This window comes from Streptomyces sp. NPDC087263, assembly GCF_044744645.1.
GTDB lineage: Bacteria > Actinomycetota > Actinomycetes > Streptomycetales > Streptomycetaceae > Streptomyces.
The window spans coordinates 65,711-90,530 of sequence record NZ_JBIUYT010000017.1 but is presented as its reverse complement, the minus strand read 5'-3'; the positions used below and the strand labels follow the sequence as shown (position 1 = coordinate 90,530).

The window sequence follows — 24,820 nt, the reverse complement described above, 5'->3', positions numbered from 1 at the left end:
CCGGCGCTGTTGCTCAGCCCCGGACCGGCGACTTCTGAGGCCGGACGGCCCAGTGACCATCGGATTGGTTTGAGTGCCCCAAACCTTTCCTTATAATCAGAACCCACTGTTCCCCCACAGGAGGTCTCCCGTGAACCCGGTCCTCGGACGCCGATCCCGCTTTCTGGCCGCCACCACCGCGACGGCCGGGCTGCTGCTCGTGGCCGGCTGCTCCTCGGACGGCGGCGGAGGCTCGACCACCGTCAAGGGCGTCAAGCTCGTCAAGGCGGGACAGATCACCACCTGCACCCACCTTCCCTACCCGCCCTTCCAGTCGGAGATCGACGGCAAGGTGCAGGGCTTCGACGTCTCGCTGATCGATCTGGTCGCCAAGGACCTGGGCGTGAAGCAGGAGTTCATCGACACGCCCTTCGAGAACTTCAAGACCGGCGCGTTCCTCAACTCCGGCGAGTGCGACCTCGCCGCGGCCGGCATGACGATCACCGACGAGCGCAAGAAGAACGTCGACTTCTCGGACCCGTACTTCGACGCGACGCAGGCCGTCCTCGTCGACAAGAAGAGCGGCATCACCTCCTTCGCCGACCTCAAGGGCAAGAAGGTCGGCACCCAGGCCCAGACCACCGGCGAGGACTACGCCACGAGCCACGGCCTGGACCCCGTCTCCTTCGAGTCCTCCGACGCCGTCCTCAACGGCCTGCGCACCGGCCAGGTCCAGGCCGTCATCATCGACTACCCGGTCGTCCAGGGCTGGTTGAAGGACAAGGCCAACGCGGACGCCTTCCAGGTCGCCGACAACATCAACACCGGTGAGCAGTACGGCTTCTCGGTGAAGAAGGGCAACACCGCGCTCCTCGACGCCATCAACAAGGCGCTCACGGACGCGAAGGCGGACGGCACGTACAAGACGCTGTACGAGAAGTGGATCGGCCCGTACGACGAGTCCGCGGCCTCCGCGTCCCCGTCGGCCTCGGCGTCCCCCTCGCCGTCCGACTCGGCCGTCTCCACCCCGTCCGACTCCACCACCCCGACAGACGCCGTCTCGGCCTCCGTCTCCGCCTCATGAGTGGTAGCGACGCGCAACTCCAGCCCCGCAAAAGCGGACTGACCCGACGTCAGAAGCGCACACTGTCACGCGGCGCCCAGTACGTCGTGTTCGTCGCGGCCGTGATCGCCTTCGCGCTCACGGCCGACTGGGCGCAGTTGAAGAACCAGTTCGCGCAGTGGGACCTGGTCACGCAGATGTTCCCGGACGTCATCACGATGGCGCTGAAGAACACCGTGCTCTACACGATGTCCGGCTTCGTCTTCGGCCTCGTGCTCGGCATGGTCGTCGCCCTGATGCGGCTGTCCCCGGTGGGCCCCTACCGCTGGGTCGCCGGCATCTACATCGAGATCTTCCGCGGCCTGCCCGCCCTGCTGATCTTCGTGTTCGTGGGCGTCGCCGTGCCGCTCGCGTTCCCGGGCACGGAGATCCCCGGCGGCACCTACGGCAAGGTGGCCCTCGCCCTCGGCCTGGTCTCGGCCGCGTACATGGCCGAGACGATCCGCGCGGGCATCCAGGCGGTGCCCAAGGGGCAGATGGAGGCGGCCCGTTCGCTGGGCTTCTCGCACACCCGGGCCATGGTCTCGATCATCATCCCGCAGGCGTTCCGCATCGTGATCCCGCCGCTCACCAACGAACTCGTCCTCCTCTTCAAGGACTCCTCGCTGGTGCTGTTCCTCGGTGTCACGCTGGAGGAGCGCGAACTCACCAAGTTCGGGCGCGACCTGGCGAGCCAGACCGCCAACTCCACGCCGATCCTGGTCGCGGGCCTGTGCTATCTGCTGGTCACGATCCCGCTCGGCTTCGTCGTGCGCCGCCTCGAGACGAAGGCCGGGGAGGCCACCAAGTGAGCAGCACTCCAGAAATCCAAGTAAAGGGCCTGCACAAGTCCTTCGGCGACAACGAGGTGCTGCGCGGCATCGACCTGGAGATCGGCTCGGGCGAGGTCGTCTGCGTCATCGGCCCGTCCGGCTCGGGCAAGTCCACCCTGCTGCGCTGTGTGAACCTCCTTGAGGAGCCCACCAAGGGCGAGGTCTTCGTCGGCGGTACGGAGGTCACGCACCCCGACGTCGACATCGACGCCGTACGCCGCCGTATCGGCATGGTCTTCCAGCAGTTCAACCTCTTCCCGCACCTGTCGGTCACCGACAACCTCACGCTGCCGCAGCGCCGGGTGCTGAAGCGGGACAAGGCCGAGGCCGCCCGGATCGCCGCGGAGAACCTGCGGCGCGTGGGCCTGTCCGAGAAGGCCGACGCCTACCCGGCCTCCCTCTCCGGCGGCCAGCAGCAGCGCGTCGCGATCGCCCGCGCGCTGGCCATGGGCCCCGAGGTGATGCTCTTCGACGAGCCGACCTCGGCCCTCGACCCCGAACTCGTCGGCGACGTACTCGCGGTCATGCGGATGCTCGCCAACGAGGGCATGACGATGATGGTCGTCACCCACGAGATGACCTTCGCCCGCGAGGTCGCCGACCGCGTCGTCTTCATGGACGGCGGCGTGATCGTCGAGGAGGGCGCCCCCGCCCAGGTCATCGGCAACCCGAGCCATGAGCGCACCCGCCACTTCCTGTCCCGTCTCCTCGACCCCGCGATGGCGGACGTGGAGGAAGAGGTCCCGGACCAGGGGGGCAAGGGAGAGCAGGGCCCCAATTAGGGTGCAGTCCATGAGCGATCGCACCGTGCTGCACGTGAGGGGACGGGTCCTCGTCGGGCCCGAGGACGTCCGGGACGAACTCTGGGTCGTCGGCGGCCGGATCTCGTACGAGCGCCCCGCCGGCGCCCGTGACATCCGCACCGTCGACGGCTGGGCCCTGCCCGGTCTCGTCGACGCGCACTGCCACGTCGGGCTCGGACTGCACGGCCCCGTCCCCGCCGAGGTAGCCGAGAAGCAGGCGCTGACCGACCGCGAGGCCGGCACCCTGCTCCTCCGGGACGCGGGTTCGCCCTCCGACACCCGCTGGACCGACGACCGCGAAGACCTCCCGAAGATCATCCGCGCGGGCCGCCACATCGCGCGCACCCGCCGCTACATCCGCAACTTCGCCCACGAGATCGAGCCGGAGGATCTCGTCGCGTACGTCGCCCAGGAGGCCCGGCGCGGTGACGGCTGGGTCAAGCTGGTGGGCGACTGGATCGACCGCGGCACCGGCGATCTGAGCGCCTGCTGGCCCCGGGACGCGGTCGAGGCCGCGATCGCCGAGGCCCACCGTCTCGGTGCCCGCGTCACCGCGCACTGCTTCGCCGAGGACTCCCTGCGGGACCTGGTCGAGGCCGGCATCGACTGCATCGAGCACGCGACGGGCCTGACCGAGGACACCATCCCGCTCTTCGCCGAGCACGGAGTGGCGATCGTCCCGACCCTCGTCAACATCGCGACCTTCCCGCAGCTCGCCGACGGCGGCGAGGCGAGGTTCCCCCAATGGTCCACGCACATGCGCCAGTTGCACGACCGCCGCTACGACACCGTGCGCGCCGCCTACGACGCCGGGATCCCCGTGTACGTCGGCACCGACGCGGGCGGTGCGCTGGCGCACGGGCTGGTGGCGGACGAGGTCGCCGAGCTGACGAAGGCGGGTCTGCCGCCGGTCGAGGCGCTGTCGGCCACGACGTGGGGTGCACGGCGGTGGCTGGGACGGCCGGGGCTGGACGAGGGGGCACCTGCGGACCTCGTGGTGTACGAGGGGGATCCGCGGGCCGACGTACGGGTGCTGGCCGATCCTCGTCGGGTGGTGCTGAACGGGCGGGTGGTGGGTTAGATCCGGGGGCGGAGGTCGTGGCTCAGGCCTTGGGGGCGGAGGTCGTGGCTCAGGCCTTGGGGCAGAGAGGTTCACTCGCCTTCAGTGAGAGAGCGCCGCCCGGGGATGATCGATTCGGCAAGCGTCGACGTGGCCGAATTCATCGGGCGCCGGTAGGGAGGGCATCGCCCGGCGTCTCATCCTCCATTCTGGTCGTCGAGCAGGACGCGCATGCTGTCGACGGCCCGTACCGCCTGTTCCGATGTACGGCGGCCCAGGCCGCAGGCGGTGGCGATGTCCGCCCGGCGGCCGAGTGCTCCTTCCACCAGGGCCCGGACCGCCACCTGCTCACCCACCGACTGCTCCTCGTGCGCGATCCCGGCCACCACCGGGACGTCTGCCGGAACCCGCAGCCGGCGGAGCGGGTCGTAGTAGGCGGCGGAGGTGACGGGGGGTTGATCGCCACCGGACAGCGGGAGGTGGACGAACTCCAGCGGCCGATCCCGGGGCCAGCGGCGTACCAGAGCGTTGGCCAGGACCACCTGGGGGGCTGCCGACGACGGTATTTTCAAGGCCCGGTGGCCAAGATCTCCGAGGCACAGGTGGACACCGAAGCGGCTGCCCCGTGGTGCCTTCGCGACCTGGCTGGTGACCAGGCGCGCCATCAGCCGGGCGAGCAGCGGACGCAGCGGGCGGGGCGCCGACACCACGGCGATGAGGGCGGCGGGCACTTCCAGCTGGAAGACCACGGCGTCGCCGGCCGCGCGGTGGACGTCCGCGATCTGCTCGGCCGTCGCGTCGCGGAACGCACGGGCGTGGCGGAAGACACCGACCGGTCCGAAGACGAACAGGGCCATGTCGAGGTAGCCCGGTACGCCGACCTGTAGGGGCAGACCGGCGGATGCCGGCGTGCCGAGGGCGTCCAACGCGGCCAGTTCCTCCCGCGCGTACTCGCCCAGCCGCATCGGGATGTCGCCGGGCGTGAGGCGGCTGCCGCGCTGGACCTTCAGCCGGTCCGTGTCGTCGTAGCCGGTCCACTCACCGTCCTGCACGGTACGGATGTGCGGCAGCCCCTTGAGGGCCTTGACCAGGGGCACGAACCACTGAAGTCGCGGTCCGGTCTCGCCGCCGGACAGGCGCCGCACGCGTCCCGCGAGCTCATCCTGCTGCCAGCGGAGGGCGGACTTGGCGTCGTCGAACTGCGGCAGGCTGCCGACGAAGTGCAGACGACGGCGGTCGGTGGAAGCCACCTGGGAACGCTCCTGGTGTCGTGATGACCGTCGAACAAAGAGACAGTCGAACAAAGAGACAGTCGGCTCACCCTAGGACATCGCGCGGCACGCACTTCCAGTCGCCCCTCGTCCAGTGCCGCCCGTCCGTGGAGCCACAGATCGCACAGGGCGCTCTGGTTGACGGAGCGTGACGAGCTGGTGTGTTGACTCGTTGTGCACCCCGTCCTGCGCGCCCGGCAACAACCGGCGTGTTCGCGCAGGGGGGTCGAACGGGTGACGGTGGCGAACAACCGTGTCGTGTGATTCGAAGAGATGTGCTGAATCTCCACGTTGGAGTGAAGTCACGCCGGATTACTGACTGTTCACTCTCAGTGCGTAATTCTTGCCGGGTCCCGAGCTATCTCTTATGGGGGTCCCACCCTTGAACAGCAACAACTTGCCCATGTCCGCGCGCCGTTGTGCCGTCGTCGCCGCGGCCACCGTCCTCGCCGCCGGTCCTGCGGTGCTGGCCGGATCGGTGTCCGCGCACGCGACCGACGACACGGCCGAGCAGGGTCGAGCGAGCGCCGTCGTGCTGCGCACCGGGCTCGACGTGTCCCTGCTCAACAAGACGGTGAACGTTCCGCTCGCCGTCTCCCTAAACGAGGTCTCGGCGCCGCAGAGCGCCGAGAGGACCGCGCTCACCGCCCGCTTGGACGGCGTCGACGGCGGAAAGGCGTTCACCGTGCTGGGCGCGGAGGTCGCCACCGCGAGGGCGACGGTGTCGGCGACGAAGGCCGAGGGGTACACCAACCTCGCGCACGCGAAGGTCCATGTCCCCGGGCTTCCGCTGCTCTCCCTCATCGAGGTCGAGTCGGTCACTTCGAAGGCGACCTGTGAGGCGGGCAAGACGCCCGTGGCCACCTCGAATCTGCTGGGCGCGGTCACGGTGCTCGGCAAGAAGGTGACGCTGTCCGCCGGCGGCCCGACGGTGGTGAACGTGCCCGCCGTCGGCGAGGTCCGGCTCGACCTCTCCAAGACGCAGACCACGTCCCGTACGGCGGCTGCGTCCGCGCTCGAACTCACGGTGTCCATCAACCCGTTGAAGCTGAACGTGGCCGAGGTTGAAGGAACGTTGACCCTGGCGGGGGCGACCTGCGAAGCGCCGGCCGTACCGGCGACCCCCGAAAAGCCGGTGGCCGACGTGAAGCCGCAGGGGGCACCCGCGGAGGCGGGGCTCGCCGAGACCGGAGGCGGGTCGATGACGCCGTACGTCGTGGGTGGGGCGGTTGTGCTGCTTGCGGTGGGTGGGGGAGCGGTGCTGGCGGGGCGGCGTAGTCGGGGGTGACGGGGGCTTTTTCGCCCTCTCCGCCCCTACCCGTCCCTTGTTCCTGGGGGCCGCCGCCCCCAGACCCCTGCATCGCGCTGAACGCGCTCGTCCTCAAACGCCGGGCGGGCTGAAAATCTCCAGCGGGGTCTGGGGCGGAGCCCCAGAAACACGGGACGGGCAGGGGCGGAGAGGGCGATACCCCCCACCTCAACCCCCCACCACCGTCACCGCCCGATCAAGCGCCAGCAAGAACCCATTCACCGTCACCCGGTCCCGAACAGCCACCCGTATCCACTCCTCTCCCAGCCCGGGAAAGGTGTCCCCCCGCCGCACGGCGAAACCGAGCCCCCGCAGCTGACGCCGTACGAGGGCGGCCCGCGGCAGCCGCACCAGCACGAACGGCCCCTCCGCAGGCCCCACCACCCGCACCCCGTCCGACTCGAACTCCTGGAGCCCGGCCACCAGATGGGCCCGATCCGCCGAGACCCGCCGCGCCGCGAGGGCGGCCTCCGCGAGCGCCCCGGAGGACACGCACGCCGACGCCGCGGCGAGCGCGGGCGTGGACACCGGCCACAGCGGCTGGGCACGCTCCAGTTCCACGATCGTCTCGGGGCCGGCGAGGACGTAGCCGATACGAAGTCCGGCCAGCCCCCACGTCTTCGTGAGGCTCCGCAGTACCACGAGACCGGGCACGTCCGTCCGCCCGGCGAGCGCCTCCCGCTCGTCCGGCACGGCGTCCATGAACGCCTCGTCGACGACCAACGTCCGCCAGGGCCGGGCGAGTCCGGCGATCAGGGCGGCCGGATGCAGCACGGAGGTCGGATTGGTCGGGTTCCCGATCACGACGAGATCCGCGTCCTCGGGAACGGCCGCGGGGTCGAGCCGGAAGCCGTCCTCCTCGCGGAGCAGGACCCGGTCGACGGAGTGCCCGGCGCCCCGCAGCGCCGCCTCCGGCTCGGTGAACTGCGGGTGCACGACCACCGTCCGGCGCACCTTCAGGGCGCGTGCGAGCAGCACGAAGGCCTCGGCGGCACCCGCCGTGAGCAGCACCCGTTCGACGGGCAGCCCGTGTCGCTCCGCCACCGCGACCCGCGCGTCCCGCCCGTCGGGGTACGCGGCAAGCCCGGTCAGCGAGGCGGCGATCCGCTCGCGCAGCCACTCCGGAGGCGTGCCCGCGCGGACGTTCACCGCCAGATCGGTGAGCGCCGAACCGTCGTCGCGCACCTCGGCGTCCCCGTGGTGGCGCAGATCGTGCCCGTCGCCCACGCCCGCCGAGGGCGCCCCCTCAGTGGGCGTGGGCATGGCCGTCATGGTGGTGCCCGTGGTGTCCGTGGTGGTGGTCACCGTCGTCGTCCGGGTGGAAGTGCGGCTGCTGGGGCAGACCGACCTTGTCCTCGAAGCCGGGCAGGGCGATGCGGTACACGCAGGAGTCGCAGTTCATCCGCAGGTCCCCTCGCACCGCCTCGCGGTAGCGCTCCATGACGAGGTCGAGCAACTCCGGCTCGGGGCCGATGACATCGGCGGAGCGCACCTCGACGTCCGGGTGCGCGGCCGCCCAGCCCTCGGTCTGCCGGCGCACCCGGTCCGGCAGGATGCCGGTGAAGAGGAAGTAGGGGAGGACGACGATCCGGCGCGCCCCCAGCTTCACGCAGCGGTCGAGACCGGACGGCACGTCCGGCGCGGCCAGCGACACGAACGCCGTCTCGACGCCCGCGTACCCCCGGCCCTCCCACAGCAGTCGCGCCGCCTTGAGCACTTCGGCGTTGGCGTCCGGGTCGGTGGAGCCGCGGCCCACCAGCAGCACGGTCACATCGGCCCGGTCCTGGGGACTGCGGGAGGCGGAGCCCAGGACCTCGTCGAGCCGCCGCTCAAGGACGCTGAGGAGCGCCGGGTGCGGACCCAGCGGACGCCCGTAGGTGTACGAGATCCCGGGGTGCCGCTCCTTCTCACGGGTCAGCGCCGCCGGGATGTCCCCCTTGGCGTGCCCGGCGGAGACCAGCATCAGCGGTACGGCGGCGAAACGTCGTACCCCCTGCTCGACCAGCTCGGTCACGGCGTCACCCAGCGGCGGCGGCGACAGCTCGATGAAGCCGCCCGCGACGGGCAGTTCGGGATTGCGGCGCCCCAACTCCCGTACGAAGGCCCGGAAGGCATCGGCACCGGCCTCGTCCCGGGTGCCGTGTCCGGCGATGAGCAGGGCGGGGGGCGGGGTGGTCACGACTTCTCCTCAGGAACAGAAACAGAAACAGGTACAGAGACAGAAACAGGTTGGTACAGCAGGGCGTTGAGCGCCGCCGCGGCGACCGCGGAGCCGCCCTTCTCGGACACGTTGCTGACGGCGGGCAGTCCGCTCGCGCGCAACGCGGCCTTGGACTCGGCCGCGCCGACGAAACCGACGGGCAGACCGATGACGAGCGCGGGATCGGCGTCCAGGGTGAGCAGTTCCTCCAGGGCGGTCGGCGCGCAGCCGATCACCCAGAGCGCACCGGGCCCGACCTCCTCGTACGCGAGGCGGATCGCGTGCGCCGAACGGGTCAGCCCAGGACCGGACCTGGCGTCCTTGAGGCGACAGACCGTGTCGCGGCGGGTGATGCCCGCCGCGACCATCTCGACGTCGACGACGACGGGCGCCCCGGCGTGCAGTGCGAGATGCCCGCGCTCCAGGGCACGTTCGTCGACGACGAGATCGTCCGCGTACTCCAGGTCGGCCGCGGAGTGGATGACCCGCTCCACGACCGCCCGCGTCAGCGGCGGGAAGTGTGAGGTGTCCAGGCGCGTGCGCAGCCGCCGGAAGGACTCCTGCTCGATGGGGTGCACCACACGGGGCACCCCGGTCGTAGCGCTCACTTGGCCTCCTCCTGCCAGCGGTAGCCGCGCGGTGTCACCATGCGGCCGGCGATCTCACGGGTCGCCGTGTTGCCTACGGTCACCACGGTCATCATGTCCACCGTCGCCGGGTCGAGTCCCGAGAGGGTGGTGAGGCGGCTGGACTCGTCGGGGCGGGAGGCGTTCCGTACGACACCCACCGGCGTCGTCGGTTCCCGGTGCTCGGCGAGGACCGCCAGCGCCTTCGGAAGCTGCCAGTCACGGCCCCGGCTGCGCGGGTTGTAGAACGTCACGACGATGTCGGCCTCGGCCGCCGCCCGTACCCGCCGTTCGATGACCTCCCACGGCGTGTGCAGATCGGAGAGGCTGATCGACACATGGTCGTGCCCGAGCGGCGCGCCCAGGATCGCCCCCGCGGCCAGCGCGGCGGTCACCCCGGGCACCCCGACCACGTCGATGTCGTCGGACGCCTCGGCCAGCGCGGGCGACGCCATCGCGTACACCCCCGCGTCCCCGCTGCCGATCAGGGCGACGGCCTGCCCGCGCCGGGCCTCCTCGACCGCCGTACGCGCCCGCTCCTCCTCGGCGCCGAGCCCCGACTCCAGGACGCGGGTCCCCGGCCGCAGCAGATCGCGGATCTGGTCGACGTACTGGTCGAGCCCGACGAGCACGGACGCCCGCCGCAGCTCCGCCTTCGCGCGCGGCGTCAGCAGGTCGCGGGCGCCGGGACCGAGCCCGACCACCGCGAGCCGGCCGCGCGCGGCCCGGCGTACCACCGCACACGTCGCCATCGCCGGCCGTCCGTCCGCGCGTACCGACTTCCGCTTGGGGACGAGGAGTTCACCGCCGCCCGCGAGCGCCGCGGCCTCCGCGACGGAGGGAGTACCGACCGCGGCGAGCGGCGCGTCGGAGGGGTTCGGCACGTCGACCTTCGCCAACTCCTCGGCGCTGTACGTCACCACGGGCACCCCGAGCCGCTCGGCGGCCCCGACGATGCCGGGCTCCTGCGCCTTGGCATCGACGGTCGCGAACCCGGCGACCGACTTCACCGACAACCCGGCGTCGAGCAGGGCGCCTTGGACGAGATCGAGGACTTCGTCGACGGGCGCACCCTTGGAGGCGCCGACACCGACGACGAGGGAGGGCGGACGCAGCACCACGTTCTGGTCGGCGGGCGGAACCAGACGGTCGGTGACCCGGATCGCGTGCACACCTCCCGACGCGACCGGCAGCGGCGGGAGAGGCCACGCCAACTCGGCGTGCAGAGCGACGGGTTCACCGTCGAGCAGAGCCCGGGTGACCCCGGCGACATCCCCCTCCACCGGGAAACCGAGCGTGTCGAGCCCCGGCATCCCCACCGAATCGGTCGCCGTGGTCACCACCGGCTCCGCCCCGAGCAACTCACCCACCTCGCAGGCGAGTTCATTGGCGCCCCCGGCATGCCCTCCGACCAGCGACACGGCGAACCGCCCCGCCTCGTCGACGCACACGACCCCCGGGTCCGACGCTTTGTCGCCCAACAGCGGTGCGATCAACCGCACCACCGCCCCGGTGGCGAGGAAGCACACCACCTGCTCGCACTCGGCGAACGCCCTCCGCACGGCGTCCCCGACGGACCCGTCGTACACCCGCGCACGCGTGGGCCAGGCCGCGGCCAGCCGGTCACGGCCGGCCGCGCCGGCCGCCGTGGCGGAAATCAGGCCGATCACTGGGGGACTCCTTCGGTACGCGCCGGAGGCCGGACGCCCCACAGCAGGAAAACGGGATTGGTGGCCGAGAGCCGGTCGACGCCACCGGGCAGCGGCGCGAGCCGGGACGACTGCAACAGCACGCCCTCGCAGTCGAACCCGGCACCGGTGAGCGCGTCCCGCGCCGCGGGCACCCGGTCGAGGGCGGCCATCGCGACCACGACGGCCCGCCGGGTCCGCCGCGCGCAGGCCGTGACGATGGCAGGCAGTTCGCGCCCCCCGCCGCCGATGAAGACGGCGTCCGGGTCGTCCAGATCGGACAGCACCGTCGGCGCGGCCCCGTGCACGACGTGTACGTCCACGCCGTGCGCCTCGGCGTTGGCGCGGACGCGCTCGCAGCCGTCCCGCGTCTTCTCGACGGCGGTGACGGCGGCGCCGAAGCGCGCGCACTCCACGGCGACGGAGCCGGAGCCCGCGCCGATGTCCCAGATCAGCTCGCCGAGCCGCGGACCTATCCGGGCCAGTGCGAGTGCCCGTACCTCGAACTTGCTGATCATCGAGTCGCGGTGGGTGAACTCCCGCTCGTCCAGAGCCCATTGGGCGGGCCCGGCGGACGGTCCGGCGACGGTCCGCACGGGGGCGAGGGCGCGCGACTCGTCCAGGCACAGGACGACGCTCACCGCCGTACCCCAGTCACGGGCGGCGGCCTCGGCGGGCGTGACGCGCTCCACGCGCTCGTGCTCGGGGTCGCCCAGGGCGCTCGCGACGACGAGGACGCGTTCGCGGGGGTGGTAGGCGAGCGCGGCGCCCAGTTCGGCGGGCCCGGAGCCCGGACCGGTCAGCACGGCCACCTTCGGCCGCGACCGGCAGACGTTGACGGCCGTACGCAGCTCGCGACCGTGAGCGCTGACCACCACGGCGTCGTCCCAGGGCAGCCCGATCCGGGCGAAGGCGGTGGCGACGGACGAGACGCCGGGCCGGACGTCCAGCCGCTCCGCGCCGAAGCGGTCGGCCAGCGCCCGCACGATCCCGAAGAACCCGGGGTCACCGGAGGCGAGCACGACGACCCGGCCCTGCTTGTCCACATACCGTTCGATCACGTCGAGCGCGGGCACGAGCGGACCGAGCACGAGCTGCTCCGCCCCCTCCGGCAGCCGTGCCGCCGCCAGATGCCGCCGGGCCCCGACGACGAGCCCGGCCTCGGCGAGGGCGGACTCCGCTTCGGGAGGCAACGGCGCCCCCGTACCCGTACCGACGACGGTGATCGCAGCCGCACCTTCGACGGCCGTCACGACGGACTGTCCTGGCGCGCCGCACGCCGCGCCGCGCGCAGTTCCGCCCGCGCCCGAGGATCGGCCTTGCGGAACTCGTGGAAGTGACCGGGGTGGTAGAGGTGCGAGCGCGTGCCGCTCGCGTCCAGGGCCGGGCCGACCAGGAAGAGGGTGTGCTTCCAGAGCTTGTGTTCCTTGACGGTCTCCTCCAGCGTCTCGATCGTGCACCGCACGAGGAGTTCCTCCGGCCAGGTCACCTGGTAGGCCACCACGACCGGCGTGGACGTCGGGTAGCCGCCCTCAAGGAGCTCGCGCACCAGCTGGCCGCTGCGCGCCGCCGACAGGAACAGCGCCATGGTCGTCCCGTGCCGGGCGAACTCCCGTACTTCCTCACCCGGAGGCATCGGTGTCTTGCCGCCGCCGAGCCGGGTGAGGATCACCGACTGCGCGACCTCGGGAATCGTCAGCTCGCGTTGCGCGAGCGCGGCCACGGCGGAGAAGGAGGAGACGCCCGGGATGATCTCGGTCTCGACCCCGATGTCCGCACACCGGTCGAGCTGCTCCTGCGTACCGCCCCACAGCGCGGGATCGCCGGAGTGGATGCGGGCCACCTTCAGCCCCTGCTCGGCGGCGCGCTCGTACACGGCGACCACGTCCTCCAGCGACATCGTCGCCGAATCCAGGATCTCCGCGCCCGCGCGCGCGTGGTCCAGGACCTCCGCCTGCACCAGGCTGGCCGCCCAGATCACGACGTCGGCCTCGGCGATGGCGCACGCGGCGCGGAACGTCAGCAGGTCGGCGGCGCCGGGCCCTGCCCCGACGATGGTCACCTTGCCGGTGGGGGCGTCGGCCATGGGATGGGGTCCTCTCCTACAGAGCATGCGAATCACGGGGAACATGCGAATCACGTGGAACATGTGGAACATCAGTGCGCTCGTACGGTGTGTGCGTTGCGAAACTTCAGGGTGTACCCGCGGACACGGGCCCGCGGAGGTGCGCGAACGGCGGTTGATCGGATAGCAAGGGCTTATGGCGGTCCTCGTCGCGCTCGGCGCGTTCCTGATGACGCTGGCCGGCGGCTGGACGGCACAGCGGGTGACCGACCGCCGTCATCTGGTCCTGGGCCTGGCCGGCGGCCTGATGCTCGGCGTGGTCGGCCTCGATCTGCTGCCGGAGGCGCTGCATGCGGCGGGCGAGGAGGTCTTCGGCGTACCGGCCGCGCTGCTGCTCTTCGTGGCCGGGTTCCTCCTCGCCCATCTGGTGGAACGTCTGCTGGCGGCACGCCAGGCGGCGCACGGCGGCGAGGAGAAGGAGGGCCGGGCGCCCGAGGTGGGCCTGACGGCGGCTGCCGCGATGGTCGGCCACAGCGTGATGGACGGTGTGGCGATCGGTGCGGCCTTCCAGGTCGGCGGCGGAATGGGCCTGGCCGTGGCCCTCGCGGTGATCGCCCACGACTTCGCGGACGGCTTCAACACGTACACGATCACGAGCCTGTACGGGAACGACCGCCGCAAGGCGATCATGATGCTCGTCGCCGACGCGGCGGCCCCCGTGGTCGGCGCCGCCTCGACGCTCTTCGTCACCATCCCGGAGCAACTGCTCGGCTGCTATCTCGGCCTCTTCGGCGGCGTACTCCTCTATCTCGCGGCCGCCGAGATCCTCCCCGAGGCACACCACGAACACCCCGCCCGTTCGACCCTGCTGTGCACGGTCGCGGGCGCGGCCTTCATCTGGCTGGTGGTGGGCCTCGCGGGCTGACGAACCGCTTGTCATAGTTTCCCGCCGCGTCCGCTCTCGCGCCGCGCGGGCGCGATGAGCGTGGAGAGGTAGGGCAGCGGTCCGCCGTCGAGTTCGGCCGCGGGCCGGATCGACTCGTTCTCCAGGCCGAGCGCGGACCCCCACACGGCGTCGTCGAGCCGCCCGGTCTCGCGCAGCGCCTCGGCCACCTCCGCGGCCTGCCGCCCGAACTTGTACGCGACGACGGTGCCCGGCCCGTTGAGAGCGTCCTTGAGGACAGCGGCCCCGGCCGTCACCGGCACGAGGGTGAGCGGTTCGGTCCCCTCGGTGAGTACGGCTCCCGACCGCGCGGCGAGATCCTGCATGGCGGTGATACCGGGCACGGTCTCGACGACGGTCCCCGGCACCAGCTCCGCGATGGTCTGCGCGAGATAGGTGAAGGTGGAGTACACGTTGGGATCGCCGATGGTGGCGAAGGCGACGACGGCGTGCGCGCCCAGCAGTCCGGCCACCCGCTCCCCGGCCGCATCCCAGGCGGCCTCCCGCCGCCCCCGGTCGGTCCGCTCGTTCAGCGCGAACACGACCCGTACGACCTTCTCCTCGGGCACGTAGTGCAGGACGGTGGCCTCGGCCCGCCCCCGCTCGCCCCCATCTTTTCCATCAGACGCAGCCATCACGGGTACGACGACGACCTCGGCGGCGCGCAGGGCGTTGACGCCCTTGACGGTCACCAGCTCGGGGTCACCGGGCCCGACCCCGACTCCGATCAGTTTGCTGCTCATGACGTCAGGCACCTCTCCACGAACCGACGGGCGACACCGGGCTCGGACGCCCAGTGCGTGTGCAGATAACTCGCGTGCACCCCGTGTTGTACGAAACCTTCGACCCGCTTCCGAGGCGCTCGCACACCCCAGGCGGGAGCCGCCCCGGCGCCGGGCTCGACGACGGTCCGGTGGAACTCGTGCCCCCGCATCCGCGTCCCGGCCACGGCCAGCACACTGTCCGAGACGGCGACGGCGTCCCGGTATCCCAGGGTCAGCCGCTCGTCCATACGGGCCTTCGCGTCGATGACCCCGCACATCGGCTGCCCGTCGAGCTCACGCGACAGATACAGCAGCCCGGCACACTCGGCGGCGACCGGCGCCCCACTCTCGGCGAGCGCCGCAACAGCCATCCGCAAGGGCTCATTGGCGGACAACTCAGGCGCGAACACCTCGGGAAACCCACCCCCGATGACCAACCCGCCCGTCCCTTCGGGCAGTTGCTCATCACGCAGGGGATCAAAGGTGACAACTTCGGCCCCGGCAGCGGAGAGCAACTCGGCGTGCTCGGCGTAGGAGAAGGTGAAGGCGGCCCCACCGGCCACGGCGACAACTTTCAGCCCGTCCGGCGTTTGAGGACGAGGCCGTTCAGGCCGATACGGGGGTCTGGGGGCAGAGCCCCCAGTGCCGGGAACGGGCAGGGGCGGAGGGGGCGAAACACCCACAACCTCAGCCGCATCCCAAGCCGCACCCGACAACGCAGGCGCACTACGCGCCAACGCAAGCAGAGCATCGAGATCGCACCCCTCCCGCACCTGCGAGGCCATGGCGGCAACCGCCGAAACGGCTTCCGACGCCCGCTCGGCAACAGGCACCAGCCCAAGATGCCGAGAAGGCGTCTCCACCTGAGGCGCCCGCCGCAGAACCCCGAGCACAGGCACCCCCGACTCGTCGAGAGCCTCCCGCAGCATGCCCTCGTGCCGAACGGAACCCACCTTGTTGAGAATCACCCCGGCCACCCGCACCTCCGGATCCCACGAAGCGAACCCATGCACAAGAGCGGCCACGGACCGGGACTGCGACGATGCGTCGACAACCAGCACCACAGGCGCCCGAAGCAACTTCGCGACATGAGCGGTGGAGGCCAACTCCCCTTCCCCCGCGGCCCCGTCGTACAGCCCCATCACACCCTCGACAACAGCGAGATCGCACCCCCGGGCCCCGTGCCCGAACAACGGCGCGACCAACTCCGCCCCACACAGATACGCGTCGAGGTTCCGCCCCACACGCCCGGTGGCGAGCGCGTGATACCCGGGATCGATGTAGTCGGGCCCCACCTTATGCGGGGACACGGCAAGGCCCCGCGAGGCGAACGCGGCCATCAGCCCCGTGGCAACGGTGGTCTTGCCGCTGCCCGAGGAAGGCGCGGCAATGACCAGCCGAGGAACGGAAATCACCACTCGATGCCCCTCTGGCCCTTCTGGCCGGCGTCCATCGGATGCTTGACCTTGGACATGTCGGTCACCAGATCGGCGAGTTCCACCAGCTTCTCGGGAGCATTACGCCCGGTGATCACCACATGCTGGGTCCCGGGCCGGTCCCGCAGCACACCCACCACCTCGTCGACATCGATCCAGCCCCAGTGCATGGGGTAGGCGAACTCGTCGAGCACGTACAGCTGGTACGTCTCGGCGGCCAGGTCCCTCTTGACCTGCTCCCACCCCTCGCGGGCCTTCTCCTCGTTGTCCATCTGGGAGTCGCGTTGCACCCAGGACCAGCCCTCGCCCATCTTGTGCCAGTCGACGGTCCCGCCCTCACCGCTGGCGCCGAGCACCCGCAGCGCGTTCTCCTCGCCGACCTTCCACTTCGCCGACTTGACGAACTGGAACACGCCGATGGGCCAGCCCTGATTCCAGGCGCGCAGCGCAAGCCCGAACGCGGCCGTCGACTTGCCCTTCCCCACGCCCGTGTGCACCACGACCAGCGGTCGGTTCCGCCGCTGCCGTGTCGTCAGCCCGTCCTCCGGTACGACACTCGGCTGCCCCTGCGGCACTACGCGGCCCTCCTGTTGTTGCCCTGCACGTCCCTGACCAGACCGGCGATGGAGTCGGCCCGCAACTCCTCCAGGGTCACCGCGGTGCCCCCCAGCTCCACGGCGAGCTGCCCGGCGAGCCCCAGCCGTACGGCCCCCGCCTCGCAGTCCACGACCACGGAGGCGACCGAGTCGGCTGCGAACAGCCGCGCCGCACGCCCGGCCAGCGTCACCGGCTCCGGACCTCCGGTGGCCCGCCCGTCCGTCACCAGGACGACCAACGGCCGCCGCGCGGCATCCCGCAGCCGCTCGACCCGCAGCACGTCATGCGCCTTGAGCAGACCCGCCGCGAGCGGCGTCCGGCCGCCCGTCGGCAGGGACTCCAGCCGTGCCGCCGCCGCGTCCACCGAGGAGGTGGGCGGCAACGCGAGCTCGGCCGCGGACCCGCGGAAGGTCACGAGCCCCACCTTGTCCCGCCGCTGATACGCGTCGAGCAGCAGTGACAGCACCGCACCCTTCACGGCGCTCATCCGCTGCCGCGCAGCCATCGACCCGGAGGCGTCCACCACGAAGAGCACGAGGTTCCCCTCACGCCCCTCCCGGGTGGCCTGCCGCAGATCGTCCCGCCGTACGACCAGGCCGCGCCCCGACCGCCCGCGCGCCAGCTGATGCGGCGCCGCCGCCTGCACGGTCGCCGCCAGATGGAGCTTGGTGAGCGCCCCTCGGGGCCGCCGGGATCCGGTCGTCCGCCCGTGCTCGGTCCGCGCCCGCGAACGCCGCCCGGCGGCACCTTCCCCGAGCCCCGGCACACTCAGCACCTTGGTACGAAAGGGCTCGGCGGCCCGTACGGGGGACTGCTCGCCGCCGCCCTGGGGCTGTCCACCCTCACCGGGCTCGGCCTGGGCAGGAGCGCCACCGGGCGCGGAACCGTCGTCGGGCCCGTCCTGCGGAGGCTGTCCTCCGCCACCGGGCCCGTCCGGATCCGGGTCAGGGTCCGGGTCGTTGTCGGATCCCCCGAACTCCTCCAGCGTCTCGTCGAGCTTGTCCTCGTCAAGTCCCGGCGCGTCAAAGGGATTCCGCCGACGCCGGTGCGGCAGCGCGAGCAGCGCCGCCTGCCGTACGTCCTCCGGGAGCACCTCGGTGCGCCCGGCCCACGCGGCCAGCGCGGTCGCCGTCCGCGCCATCACGATGTCGGCGCGCATACCGTCCACCTCGAAGGCCGCGCAGGTCGCCGCGATCTGCCGCAGCGCCCCGTCCCCGAGATGCACGGACGGCAACAGCGCACGCGCCGCCACGATCTGTGCCCGTACGGCGGACTCCTCGTCCGCCCACCGCGCCGCGAAGCCGTCCGGATCGTCGTCGTACGCGAGCCTCCTGCGCACCACCTCGACCCGCTGGTCGGGCTCCCGCGAGGCGGCGACCTCGACGGTCAGCCCGAAGCGGTCGAGCAACTGCGGCCGCAGTTCCCCCTCTTCGGGGTTCATGGTGCCGACGAGCAGGAAACGGGCGGCATGCCGTACGGAGACACCCTCGCGCTCGACGTAGGAGGCGCCCATCGCGGCCGCGTCGAGCAGCAGGTCGACCAGGTGGTCGTGGAGCAGGTTGACCTCGTCGACGTAGAGAATCCCGCGGTGCGCGTCGGCCAGCAGCCCCGGCTCGAAGGCCTTCACGCCCTCCGCGAGGGCCCGTTCGATGTCGAGGGCGCCCACGAGCCGGTCCTCGGAGGCGCCGACGGGCAGTTCGACCATCCGGGCCGGACGCTTCGTACCGGGACCGACCTCGTGCGGCCCGTCCGGGCAGGCGGGATCGGGAGAGGCCGGCGCGCACGAGAACCGGCACCCGGCGACGACGTCCACCTCGGGGATGAGCACCGAAAGGGCGCGTACCGCAGTGGACTTGGCGGTGCCCTTCTCGCCGCGCACCAGCACACCGCCCACCGCGGGCGACACGGCGTTCAGCAGCAGCGCGAGCCGCAGGTCGTCCTGGCCGACAACGGCCGTGAACGGAAAGGGAGTACTCACTGGTCGTCGCCCTCCAAGTCGCCTTCGAGCTCCAGATAGGTGGCGCGCAACCGCTCCAGCGTCTCCGCGTCGGGCTCCGCCCACAGCCCCCGGTCGGCGGCCTCCAGCAAACGTTCGGTGATCCCGCGCAGCGCCCAGGGGTTGGACTTCTTCATGAAGTCCCGGTTCTCGGGGTCGAAGACGTACTCCGCGCTGAGCTTCTCGTACATCCAGTCGTCCACGACCCCGGCCGTCGCGTCGTACCCGAAGAGGTAGTCGACGGTCGCCGCCATCTCGAAGGCGCCCTTGTAGCCGTGCCGCCGCATCGCCGCCATCCAGCGGGGGTTGACCACCCGGGCGCGGAACACCCGGTGTGTCTCCTCGCCCAGCGTGCGGGTCTTCACCTGGTCGGGCGTGGCGGAGTCGCCGACGTAGGCCTCGGGGCTGGTGCCCGTCAGATGGCGGACCATGGCGACCATGCCGCCGTGGTACTGGAAGTAGTCGTCCGCGTCGACGAGGTCGTGCTCGCGGGTGTCGACGTTCTTGGCGGCGACGGCGATGCGCTTGAACGCGGTCTCCATGTCGCCGCGTGCCGCCCGCCCGTCGAGCCCGCGCCCGTAGGCGTAGCCGCCCCACACCGCGTACACCTCGGCGAGGTCGGCGTCCGAGCGCCAGTTCCGCGCGTCGATGAGCGGCAGCAGCCCCGCCCCGTACGCGCCCGGCTTCGACCCGAAGATACGAGCCGTCGCGCGCCGCCGGTCGCCGTGCTCGGCGGTGTCCTCGTCGGCGTGCTTGCGCACGTAGTTCCCCTCGGCGGGCTCGTCCAGCTCGGCCACCGCGCGCACCGCGTCGTCGATGAGACCGACCACGTGCGGGAACGCGTCCCGGAAGAACCCGGAGATACGGACCGTGACGTCGATACGCGGCCGGCCCAACTCCGCCAGGCCCACGATCTCGAAGCCCGTCACGCGCCGCGAGGCGTCGTCCCACACCGGACGGCAGCCGAGCAGCGCGAGGATCTCCGCTATGTCGTCGCCCTGGGTGCGCATGGCGGAGGTGCCCCAGACGGTCAGTCCGACGGACGTCGGGTACGCGCCGGTGTCACTCAGGTACCGCTGGATCAGCGAGTCCGCGAGCGCCTGCCCGACCTCCCAACTCAGCCTGGACGGGATCGCCTTGGGGTCGACGGAGTAGAAGTTGCGGCCGGTCGGAAGGACGTTGACGAGTCCGCGGGTCGGGGACCCGGAGGGGCCCGCCGGGACGAAACCGCCGTCAAGTGCCTTCAGGATGTGGTCGATCTCATCGGTCGTCTTCGCGAGCCGGGGCACGACCTCGTCGCAGGCGAACTTCAACACCGCGACTGCGGCCGGGAGTTCGACGCCCACGACCTCGCGCACGAGAGCGGGAACGGCCGCCGCGTCCCAGCCGCGCTCCTCCATGCCCTCCGCGAACCGGCGGCACAGCTGCTCAAGGAGGTCGATGGCGTCGGCGCCGGTCCGCGCGGGCCCGTCGACGAGGTCCGTCAGCTCCACCGACACCTTCACCGGTGCACCGGGCTCGCCGAGCAACTCCTTCTCCACCAGGCCGAAATGCTCGGCGAGGCAGGCCCGCAGACCGGGCAGTGCGTTCGCCTTGCCGCCCCACACCTGCGAGGCCCGCAGCACGGCCAGTACGAGGTTCACCCGCGGTTCGGCCTCCGGGCCGCCGCCGAGAATGTGCAGGCCGTCCCTGATCTGCACGTCCTTGATCTCGCACAGATAGCCGTCGATGTGCATGACGAACGAGTCGAAGTCACCGTCGTCCGGCTGGTCGTCGACATGCAGGTCGTGGTGCAGCTCGGCCGCCTTGACCAGCGTCCAGATCTGCGCGCGCACGGCCGGAGCCTTCGTCGGGTCCAGGTCGGACACGAGCGCGTACTCGTCGAGGAGCTGCTCCAGCTTCGCCAGATCGCCGTACGTGTCGGCGCGCGCCATCGGCGGTACGAGGTGGTCGACGACCGTGGCGTGCCCGCGCCGCTTGGCCTGGGTGCCCTCGCCGGGGTCGTTGACGATGAAGGGGTAGATGAGGGGGAGTTCACCGAGCACGGCGTCGGGCGCGCAGCCGCCACTGAGGCCGAGTCCCTTGCCGGGCAGCCATTCCATCGTGCCGTGCTTGCCCATGTGGACCACCGCGTCCGCGCCGAACGAGTTCTCCAGCCACCGGTACGCGGCCATGTAGTGGTGTGAGGGCGGCATGTCCGGGTCGTGGTAGATCGCGATCGGGTTCTCGCCGAAGCCGCGCGGCGGCTGGATCATCACGACGACGTTCCCGAACTGGAGGGAGGCCAGCACGATGTCGTCGCCGTCGATGTACAGGTTGCCCGGCGGCTCGCCCCACGCCTCCACCATCCCGTTGCGCAGCTTGGGTTCGAGCTTGTCGAACCATGCCTGGTAGTCGGCGAGCGGCACGCGTGCGGGGGCCGACGCGAGCTGTTCCTCGGTCAGCCACTCGACGTCGTGGCCGCCCGCCGCGATGAGGCGGTGGATCAACTCGTCGCCGTTGTCCGGGTATTCCGTCAGCGCGTATCCGGCGCCCCGCAGCGCGTCGAGCACCCGCACCGCCGAGGCGGGCGTGTCGAGACCCACCGCGTTGCCGACCCGGGAGTGCTTCGTCGGGTAGGCGGTGAAGACGAGCGCGAGTTTCTTGTCCTTGTTCGGCTTGTGCTTCAACCGGGCGTGGCGCACGGCGATTCCGGCGACGCGCGCGGCCCGCTCGGGGTTGGCGACGTACACCGGGACGTCGTCGGGACCCTGCTCCTTGAAGGAGAACGGCACGGTGATGAGCCGCCCGTCGAACTCCGGGATCGCGACCTGCATCGCCGCGTCCATGGGGGAGAGGGCGGCGTCCGACGCCTCCCACGCGGCATGCGAGGAGGTGAGGCAGAGCCCTTGCAGCACAGGGATGTCGAGGTCGGCGAGCGCCCCGATGTCCCAGGCCTCCTCATCACCTCCGGCCGAGGCCTCCGAGGCGTGCGTGCCGCCGGCCGCGAGCACGGTGGCGACCAGCGTGTCGGCCCTGGCGAGGATCTCGTACAGTCCCGCGTCGGCGTCACGCAGCGAACCGCAGTACACGGCAAGGGCGTTGGCCCCCCGCGCCTCGATCGCGTCGCACAGCGTGTCGACGAAGGCGGTGTTGCCGGACAGCTCGTGCGCCCGATAGAAGAGCACGCCGATCGTCGGCCGGCCCTCGACGAACGCCCGCTCGCCGCTCACACCGAACTCGGCCATCTTGCGCGGCTCTTCGAAGCCCTCGCCGGTGAGCAGCACGGTGTCGGAGAGGAAGCGGGCCAGTTCGGCCAGGTTCTCCGGGCCGCCCTCGACGAGATAGCGCAGCGCCTCGGCGACCACCCCGGCGGGCACGGACGACTCGGCCATCAACTCCGCGTCGGGGACGGTCTCCCCGCCGAGCAGCACGGTCGGAATGCCGGACGACTTGAGGAAGGCGAGCCCGTCCTCCCAGGCCCGCTTCCCGCCAAGGAGCCGTACGACGGCGACGTCCGCGCCCCTGACCAGCTCAGGGAGTTCGGTGGTGACGTCCACCCGGGTCGGATTGCCGATCCGGTACGCGGCGCCGGAGGCCCGGGCCGCCAGCAGATCCGTGTCGGCGGTCGACAACAACAACACTGTGCTCATGCGGGCGCTCCCGGTGGAATGAAAGGCAGTCCTGACGGCGCGCCCGACTCGATGAGCCGCCACAGCGCGTCCGTATCCGCGTGTTCCTCGATCAGATCGCCGAGCAGGTCCAACTGCTCCTCGCGCAGCGCCGCGAACGACGTGTCGGCGGCCGGTACGAAGCGGCGCCCCGCGGCGGCCGCCACCTCGCGCAGAAAGGCACGCCGGAACCCGTCCGACTCCAGCGAGCCGTGCCAGTGCGTGCCCCAGACCTCACCGACCCGGCACCCGTCCAAGAAGGCTTCCCCGCCGGTGACCTGGGCAACGCCGTGATGAATCTCGTACCCCTCGACATGCTCGCCGAGCGCCTCGCCCACGGGCCGCGTGAGTGTCTTCTCCCGCGCGAACCGCACCCGTACAGGTAGCAGCCCGAGCCCGTCGACATGACCGGCCCGCGACTCGACCTCGTCCTCGATGTGCTCACCGAGGAGCTGGAAGCCGCCGCAGATACCGAGCACGGGCCGCCCCTCGGCGGCCCGTCGGGCGATCGCGTCCGCGAGCCCGCGCTCCCGCAGCCACTCCAGCGCCTTCACCGTGCCCCGGGTTCCGGGTACGACGACGAGGTCCGCGTCGGCCAGTTCCTCGGCCCGGTCCACGAAGCGCACGACGACACCCGGCTCGGCGGCCAGCGCGTCCACGTCCGTGAAGTTGGACATGAGGGGGACGGCGCAGACGGCGACCCGGAGGATGTCCTGGCCGACGGGGTCGGCCACCGCCGACTCCCGGACGGCCCCCCGCAGCGAGACCGCCATCCCGTCCTCCTCGTCGATCCCGAGGCCGTGCCGGAAGGGCAGCACGCCGTAACTGGGCCGCCCGGTGAGCCCGTGGAGCATGTCGAGCCCCGGCTCCAGCAGGGAGACGTCCCCGCGGAACTTGTTCACCAGGAACCCGGCGACGAGTTCCTGGTCCTCGCGGGACAGCAGCGCGACGGTCCCGAAGAAGGACGCGAAGACGCCCCCACGATCGATGTCGCCCACGACCAGCACGGGCAGTCGCGCATTGCGCGCGATCCCCATGTTCACGATGTCCGTCCGCCGCAGATTGATCTCGGCAGGACTCCCCGCCCCCTCGCAGATCACCGCGTCATACGTGCCCCGCAACTCGGCGAGGCACTCCAGCACGGTCCCTAGCAGCGCCTCCTGCCGCCCGCCGTGGTAGCCGCGCGCACTCATCTCACCCACGGGCTTCCCCATGAGCACGACCTGACTGCTCCGGTCACCCCCCGGCTTCAGCAGTACGGGATTCATGAGCGCGGTCGGCTCCACGCGCGCGGCCTGCGCCTGCATCGCCTGGGCCCGCCCGATCTCGGCGCCCTCCCGCGTCACGAACGAGTTCAGCGACATGTTCTGCGCCTTGAAGGGCGCCACCTTGACGCCCTGCCGCACCAGCCACCGGCAGATCCCGGCGGTCACGACACTCTTGCCCGCGTCGGAGGTGGTCCCGGCGACCAGCAGCCCGCCGCTCACGAGGCACGCCCCTTCATGAGGAGCCGTCCGGCAGCACACACACCCAGCGCGAGCCAGCTCACGCGCCGCGACAGCCGTACGGCCCGCTCGATGTCACCGACCGCGACGGCGCGCCCCCCGCCGTTCAGAACGGGCCGGTGCTCGACCCGTCCGCCGTATGCGAGGGTCCCGCCGAGCCGCACCCCGAGCGCCCCCGCGAACGAGGCCTCCACCGGCCCGGCGTTCGGGCTCGGATGCTTGCAGGCGTCCACCCGCCACGCGCGTACGGCGCCCCGCGGATCGCCTCCGGCAGCGCCGGCGAGGGCAGCGGTGAGTCGCGCCCCCGGCCAGCCCGCGACATCGTCGAGCCGCGCGGAGGCCCAGCCGTAACGCCGGTACTTGGGCGACTTGTGCCCGACCATGGCGTCGAGCGTGTTCACGGCCCGAAACCCGACAAGCCCGGGCACACCACCGACGGCCCCCCACACGAGGGCCCCCACCACGGCGTCGGAGGTGTTCTCGGCGACGGACTCGACGACGGCCCGCGCGATCCCGTCCGCGTCGAGCGCCTGCGGATCCCGCCCGCACAGATGCGGCAGCCGCTCCCGGGCCAGCTCGACATCGCCGGCTTCCAGCGCGCTGCCGATCGCCCGGGCTTCCCGGCCGAGCGAGGTCCCCCCGACGACGGCCCACGTGGCGGCGGCGGTCAGCGCGAGGGAGGCGGTATGTGATCCCCGTACGGAATGACTCGCGAGCGCCGCGAGCACGGTGGCACCGCCCGCACACACGGCCGTGTGCAGCGCGCCCCAGCCGCGGTCGTCCCGCCACAGCACCTGCTCCACGGCTCCCGCGGCCCGCCCGAACGCGGCGACCGGATGCCCGTGGCGGGGATCGCCGAGCAGTAGATCACCGAGGAGGCCGGCGGCGGCGCCGTACGCGAAGACGCGATCGGCACGCACCGGTTCAGCCGACCGTCAGGTCGGGCACAACCGTCGTTCGCAAGGCACTTGGGCAGCCGCGCATGGCGATATG

At 71.5% G+C, this 24,820-nt stretch carries 20 protein-coding genes; 6 read left to right on the top strand and 14 right to left on the bottom strand.

The genetic code is table 11. The annotated features are described in order from the left end of the window. Positions 1 to 130: 130 nt before the first annotated feature. Genes ACIPC1_RS38405 through ACIPC1_RS38390 form a run of 4 tightly spaced genes read left to right on the top strand, consistent with a single transcriptional unit; the run spans position 131 to position 3,798 of the window. Entirely contained in the window at positions 131 to 1,063 is a 933-nt protein-coding gene (locus ACIPC1_RS38405; protein ID WP_402525947.1) for a basic amino acid ABC transporter substrate-binding protein, read from the top strand. After that, on the top strand, positions 1,060 to 1,893 hold the full coding sequence (locus ACIPC1_RS38400) for an amino acid ABC transporter permease (protein ID WP_402525945.1): 834 nt from the start codon (positions 1,060 to 1,062) through the stop codon (positions 1,891 to 1,893). Before ACIPC1_RS38405 ends, ACIPC1_RS38400 begins: the two co-directional genes overlap by 4 nt. Continuing rightward, positions 1,890 to 2,696 (top strand): amino acid ABC transporter ATP-binding protein, encoded by an 807-nt coding sequence (locus ACIPC1_RS38395; protein ID WP_402525942.1) that lies wholly within the window; start codon positions 1,890 to 1,892, stop codon positions 2,694 to 2,696. Before ACIPC1_RS38400 ends, ACIPC1_RS38395 begins: the two co-directional genes overlap by 4 nt. 10 nt (positions 2,697 to 2,706) lie before the next feature. Then, positions 2,707 to 3,798, top strand: coding sequence for an amidohydrolase family protein (locus ACIPC1_RS38390; protein WP_402525940.1), 1,092 nt, complete (start codon positions 2,707 to 2,709; stop codon positions 3,796 to 3,798). A 176-nt stretch (positions 3,799 to 3,974) separates the two neighbouring features. Here ACIPC1_RS38390 and ACIPC1_RS38385 read toward each other — a convergent pair whose 3' ends face one another. Beyond that, positions 3,975 to 5,027 carry a hypothetical protein gene (locus ACIPC1_RS38385; protein ID WP_402525938.1) on the bottom strand — a complete coding sequence of 351 codons (1,053 nt, stop codon included), beginning with the start codon at positions 5,025 to 5,027 and terminating at the stop codon, positions 3,975 to 3,977. 403 nt (positions 5,028 to 5,430) lie between these two features. On the opposite strand from ACIPC1_RS38385, the gene ACIPC1_RS38380 reads away from it, so the two are divergent. Next, a complete protein-coding gene (locus ACIPC1_RS38380) occupies positions 5,431 to 6,336 on the top strand; it encodes an SCO1860 family LAETG-anchored protein (RefSeq protein ID WP_402525936.1) in 906 nt (301 codons plus the stop codon). Between the two features lie 189 nt (positions 6,337 to 6,525). Here the strand turns inward: ACIPC1_RS38380 and cobC are convergent, their stop codons facing one another. From cobC to cobM, 6 genes are read right to left on the bottom strand one after another with little or no spacing between them, the layout of a single operon-like run. After that, on the bottom strand, positions 6,526 to 7,620 hold the full coding sequence (cobC, locus tag ACIPC1_RS38375; protein WP_402525934.1) for an Rv2231c family pyridoxal phosphate-dependent protein CobC: 1,095 nt from the start codon (positions 7,618 to 7,620) through the stop codon (positions 6,526 to 6,528). After that, positions 7,604 to 8,536 carry a sirohydrochlorin chelatase gene (locus ACIPC1_RS38370; protein ID WP_402525932.1) on the bottom strand — a complete coding sequence of 311 codons (933 nt, stop codon included), beginning with the start codon at positions 8,534 to 8,536 and terminating at the stop codon, positions 7,604 to 7,606. Before ACIPC1_RS38370 ends, cobC begins: the two co-directional genes overlap by 17 nt. Next, positions 8,533 to 9,147, bottom strand: coding sequence for a precorrin-8X methylmutase (locus ACIPC1_RS38365; protein ID WP_402525979.1), 615 nt, complete (start codon positions 9,145 to 9,147; stop codon positions 8,533 to 8,535). The genes ACIPC1_RS38370 and ACIPC1_RS38365 overlap by 4 nt, the downstream gene beginning before the upstream one ends. A 14-nt stretch (positions 9,148 to 9,161) precedes the next feature. After that, positions 9,162 to 10,853, bottom strand: a complete 1,692-nt coding sequence (gene cobJ, locus ACIPC1_RS38360) for a precorrin-3B C(17)-methyltransferase (RefSeq protein ID WP_402525930.1) — start codon at positions 10,851 to 10,853, stop codon at positions 9,162 to 9,164. Then, positions 10,850 to 12,124, bottom strand: coding sequence for a precorrin-6y C5,15-methyltransferase (decarboxylating) subunit CbiE (gene cbiE / locus ACIPC1_RS38355; protein WP_402525928.1), 1,275 nt, complete (start codon positions 12,122 to 12,124; stop codon positions 10,850 to 10,852). Before cbiE ends, cobJ begins: the two co-directional genes overlap by 4 nt. Further along, entirely contained in the window at positions 12,121 to 12,957 is an 837-nt protein-coding gene (gene cobM, locus ACIPC1_RS38350) for a precorrin-4 C(11)-methyltransferase (RefSeq protein WP_402525925.1), read from the bottom strand. The genes cbiE and cobM overlap by 4 nt, the downstream gene beginning before the upstream one ends. Before the next feature lie 175 nt (positions 12,958 to 13,132). On the opposite strand from cobM, the gene ACIPC1_RS38345 reads away from it, so the two are divergent. Further along, entirely contained in the window at positions 13,133 to 13,861 is a 729-nt protein-coding gene (locus tag ACIPC1_RS38345) for a ZIP family metal transporter (protein WP_402525923.1), read from the top strand. Positions 13,862 to 13,872: 11 nt separating this feature from the next. Here ACIPC1_RS38345 and cobI read toward each other — a convergent pair whose 3' ends face one another. Genes cobI through ACIPC1_RS38310 form a run of 7 tightly spaced genes read right to left on the bottom strand, consistent with a single transcriptional unit; the run spans position 13,873 to position 24,747 of the window. After that, positions 13,873 to 14,622 (bottom strand): precorrin-2 C(20)-methyltransferase, encoded by a 750-nt coding sequence (gene cobI, locus ACIPC1_RS38340; protein WP_402525920.1) that lies wholly within the window; start codon positions 14,620 to 14,622, stop codon positions 13,873 to 13,875. Next, a complete protein-coding gene (locus tag ACIPC1_RS38335; protein WP_402525918.1) occupies positions 14,619 to 16,061 on the bottom strand; it encodes a cobyrinate a,c-diamide synthase in 1,443 nt (480 codons plus the stop codon). Before ACIPC1_RS38335 ends, cobI begins: the two co-directional genes overlap by 4 nt. Beyond that, a complete protein-coding gene (gene cobO, locus ACIPC1_RS38330; protein ID WP_402525916.1) occupies positions 16,055 to 16,654 on the bottom strand; it encodes a cob(I)yrinic acid a,c-diamide adenosyltransferase in 600 nt (199 codons plus the stop codon). Before cobO ends, ACIPC1_RS38335 begins: the two co-directional genes overlap by 7 nt. Further along, positions 16,654 to 18,654 carry a putative cobaltochelatase gene (locus ACIPC1_RS38325; RefSeq protein WP_402525913.1) on the bottom strand — a complete coding sequence of 667 codons (2,001 nt, stop codon included), beginning with the start codon at positions 18,652 to 18,654 and terminating at the stop codon, positions 16,654 to 16,656. The genes cobO and ACIPC1_RS38325 overlap by 1 nt, the downstream gene beginning before the upstream one ends. Next, the gene (gene cobN / locus ACIPC1_RS38320; RefSeq protein ID WP_402525911.1) at positions 18,651 to 22,304 is read right to left on the bottom strand and encodes a cobaltochelatase subunit CobN; all 3,654 of its coding nucleotides are present in this window, start codon (positions 22,302 to 22,304) and stop codon (positions 18,651 to 18,653) included. Before cobN ends, ACIPC1_RS38325 begins: the two co-directional genes overlap by 4 nt. Next, complete coding sequence (locus tag ACIPC1_RS38315; RefSeq protein ID WP_402525909.1) at positions 22,301 to 23,809, bottom strand: cobyric acid synthase; 1,509 nt, start codon at positions 23,807 to 23,809, stop codon at positions 22,301 to 22,303. Before ACIPC1_RS38315 ends, cobN begins: the two co-directional genes overlap by 4 nt. Then, complete coding sequence (locus ACIPC1_RS38310; protein WP_402525906.1) at positions 23,806 to 24,747, bottom strand: cobalamin biosynthesis protein; 942 nt, start codon at positions 24,745 to 24,747, stop codon at positions 23,806 to 23,808. The genes ACIPC1_RS38315 and ACIPC1_RS38310 overlap by 4 nt, the downstream gene beginning before the upstream one ends. Between the last annotated feature and the right edge of the window lie 73 nt (positions 24,748 to 24,820).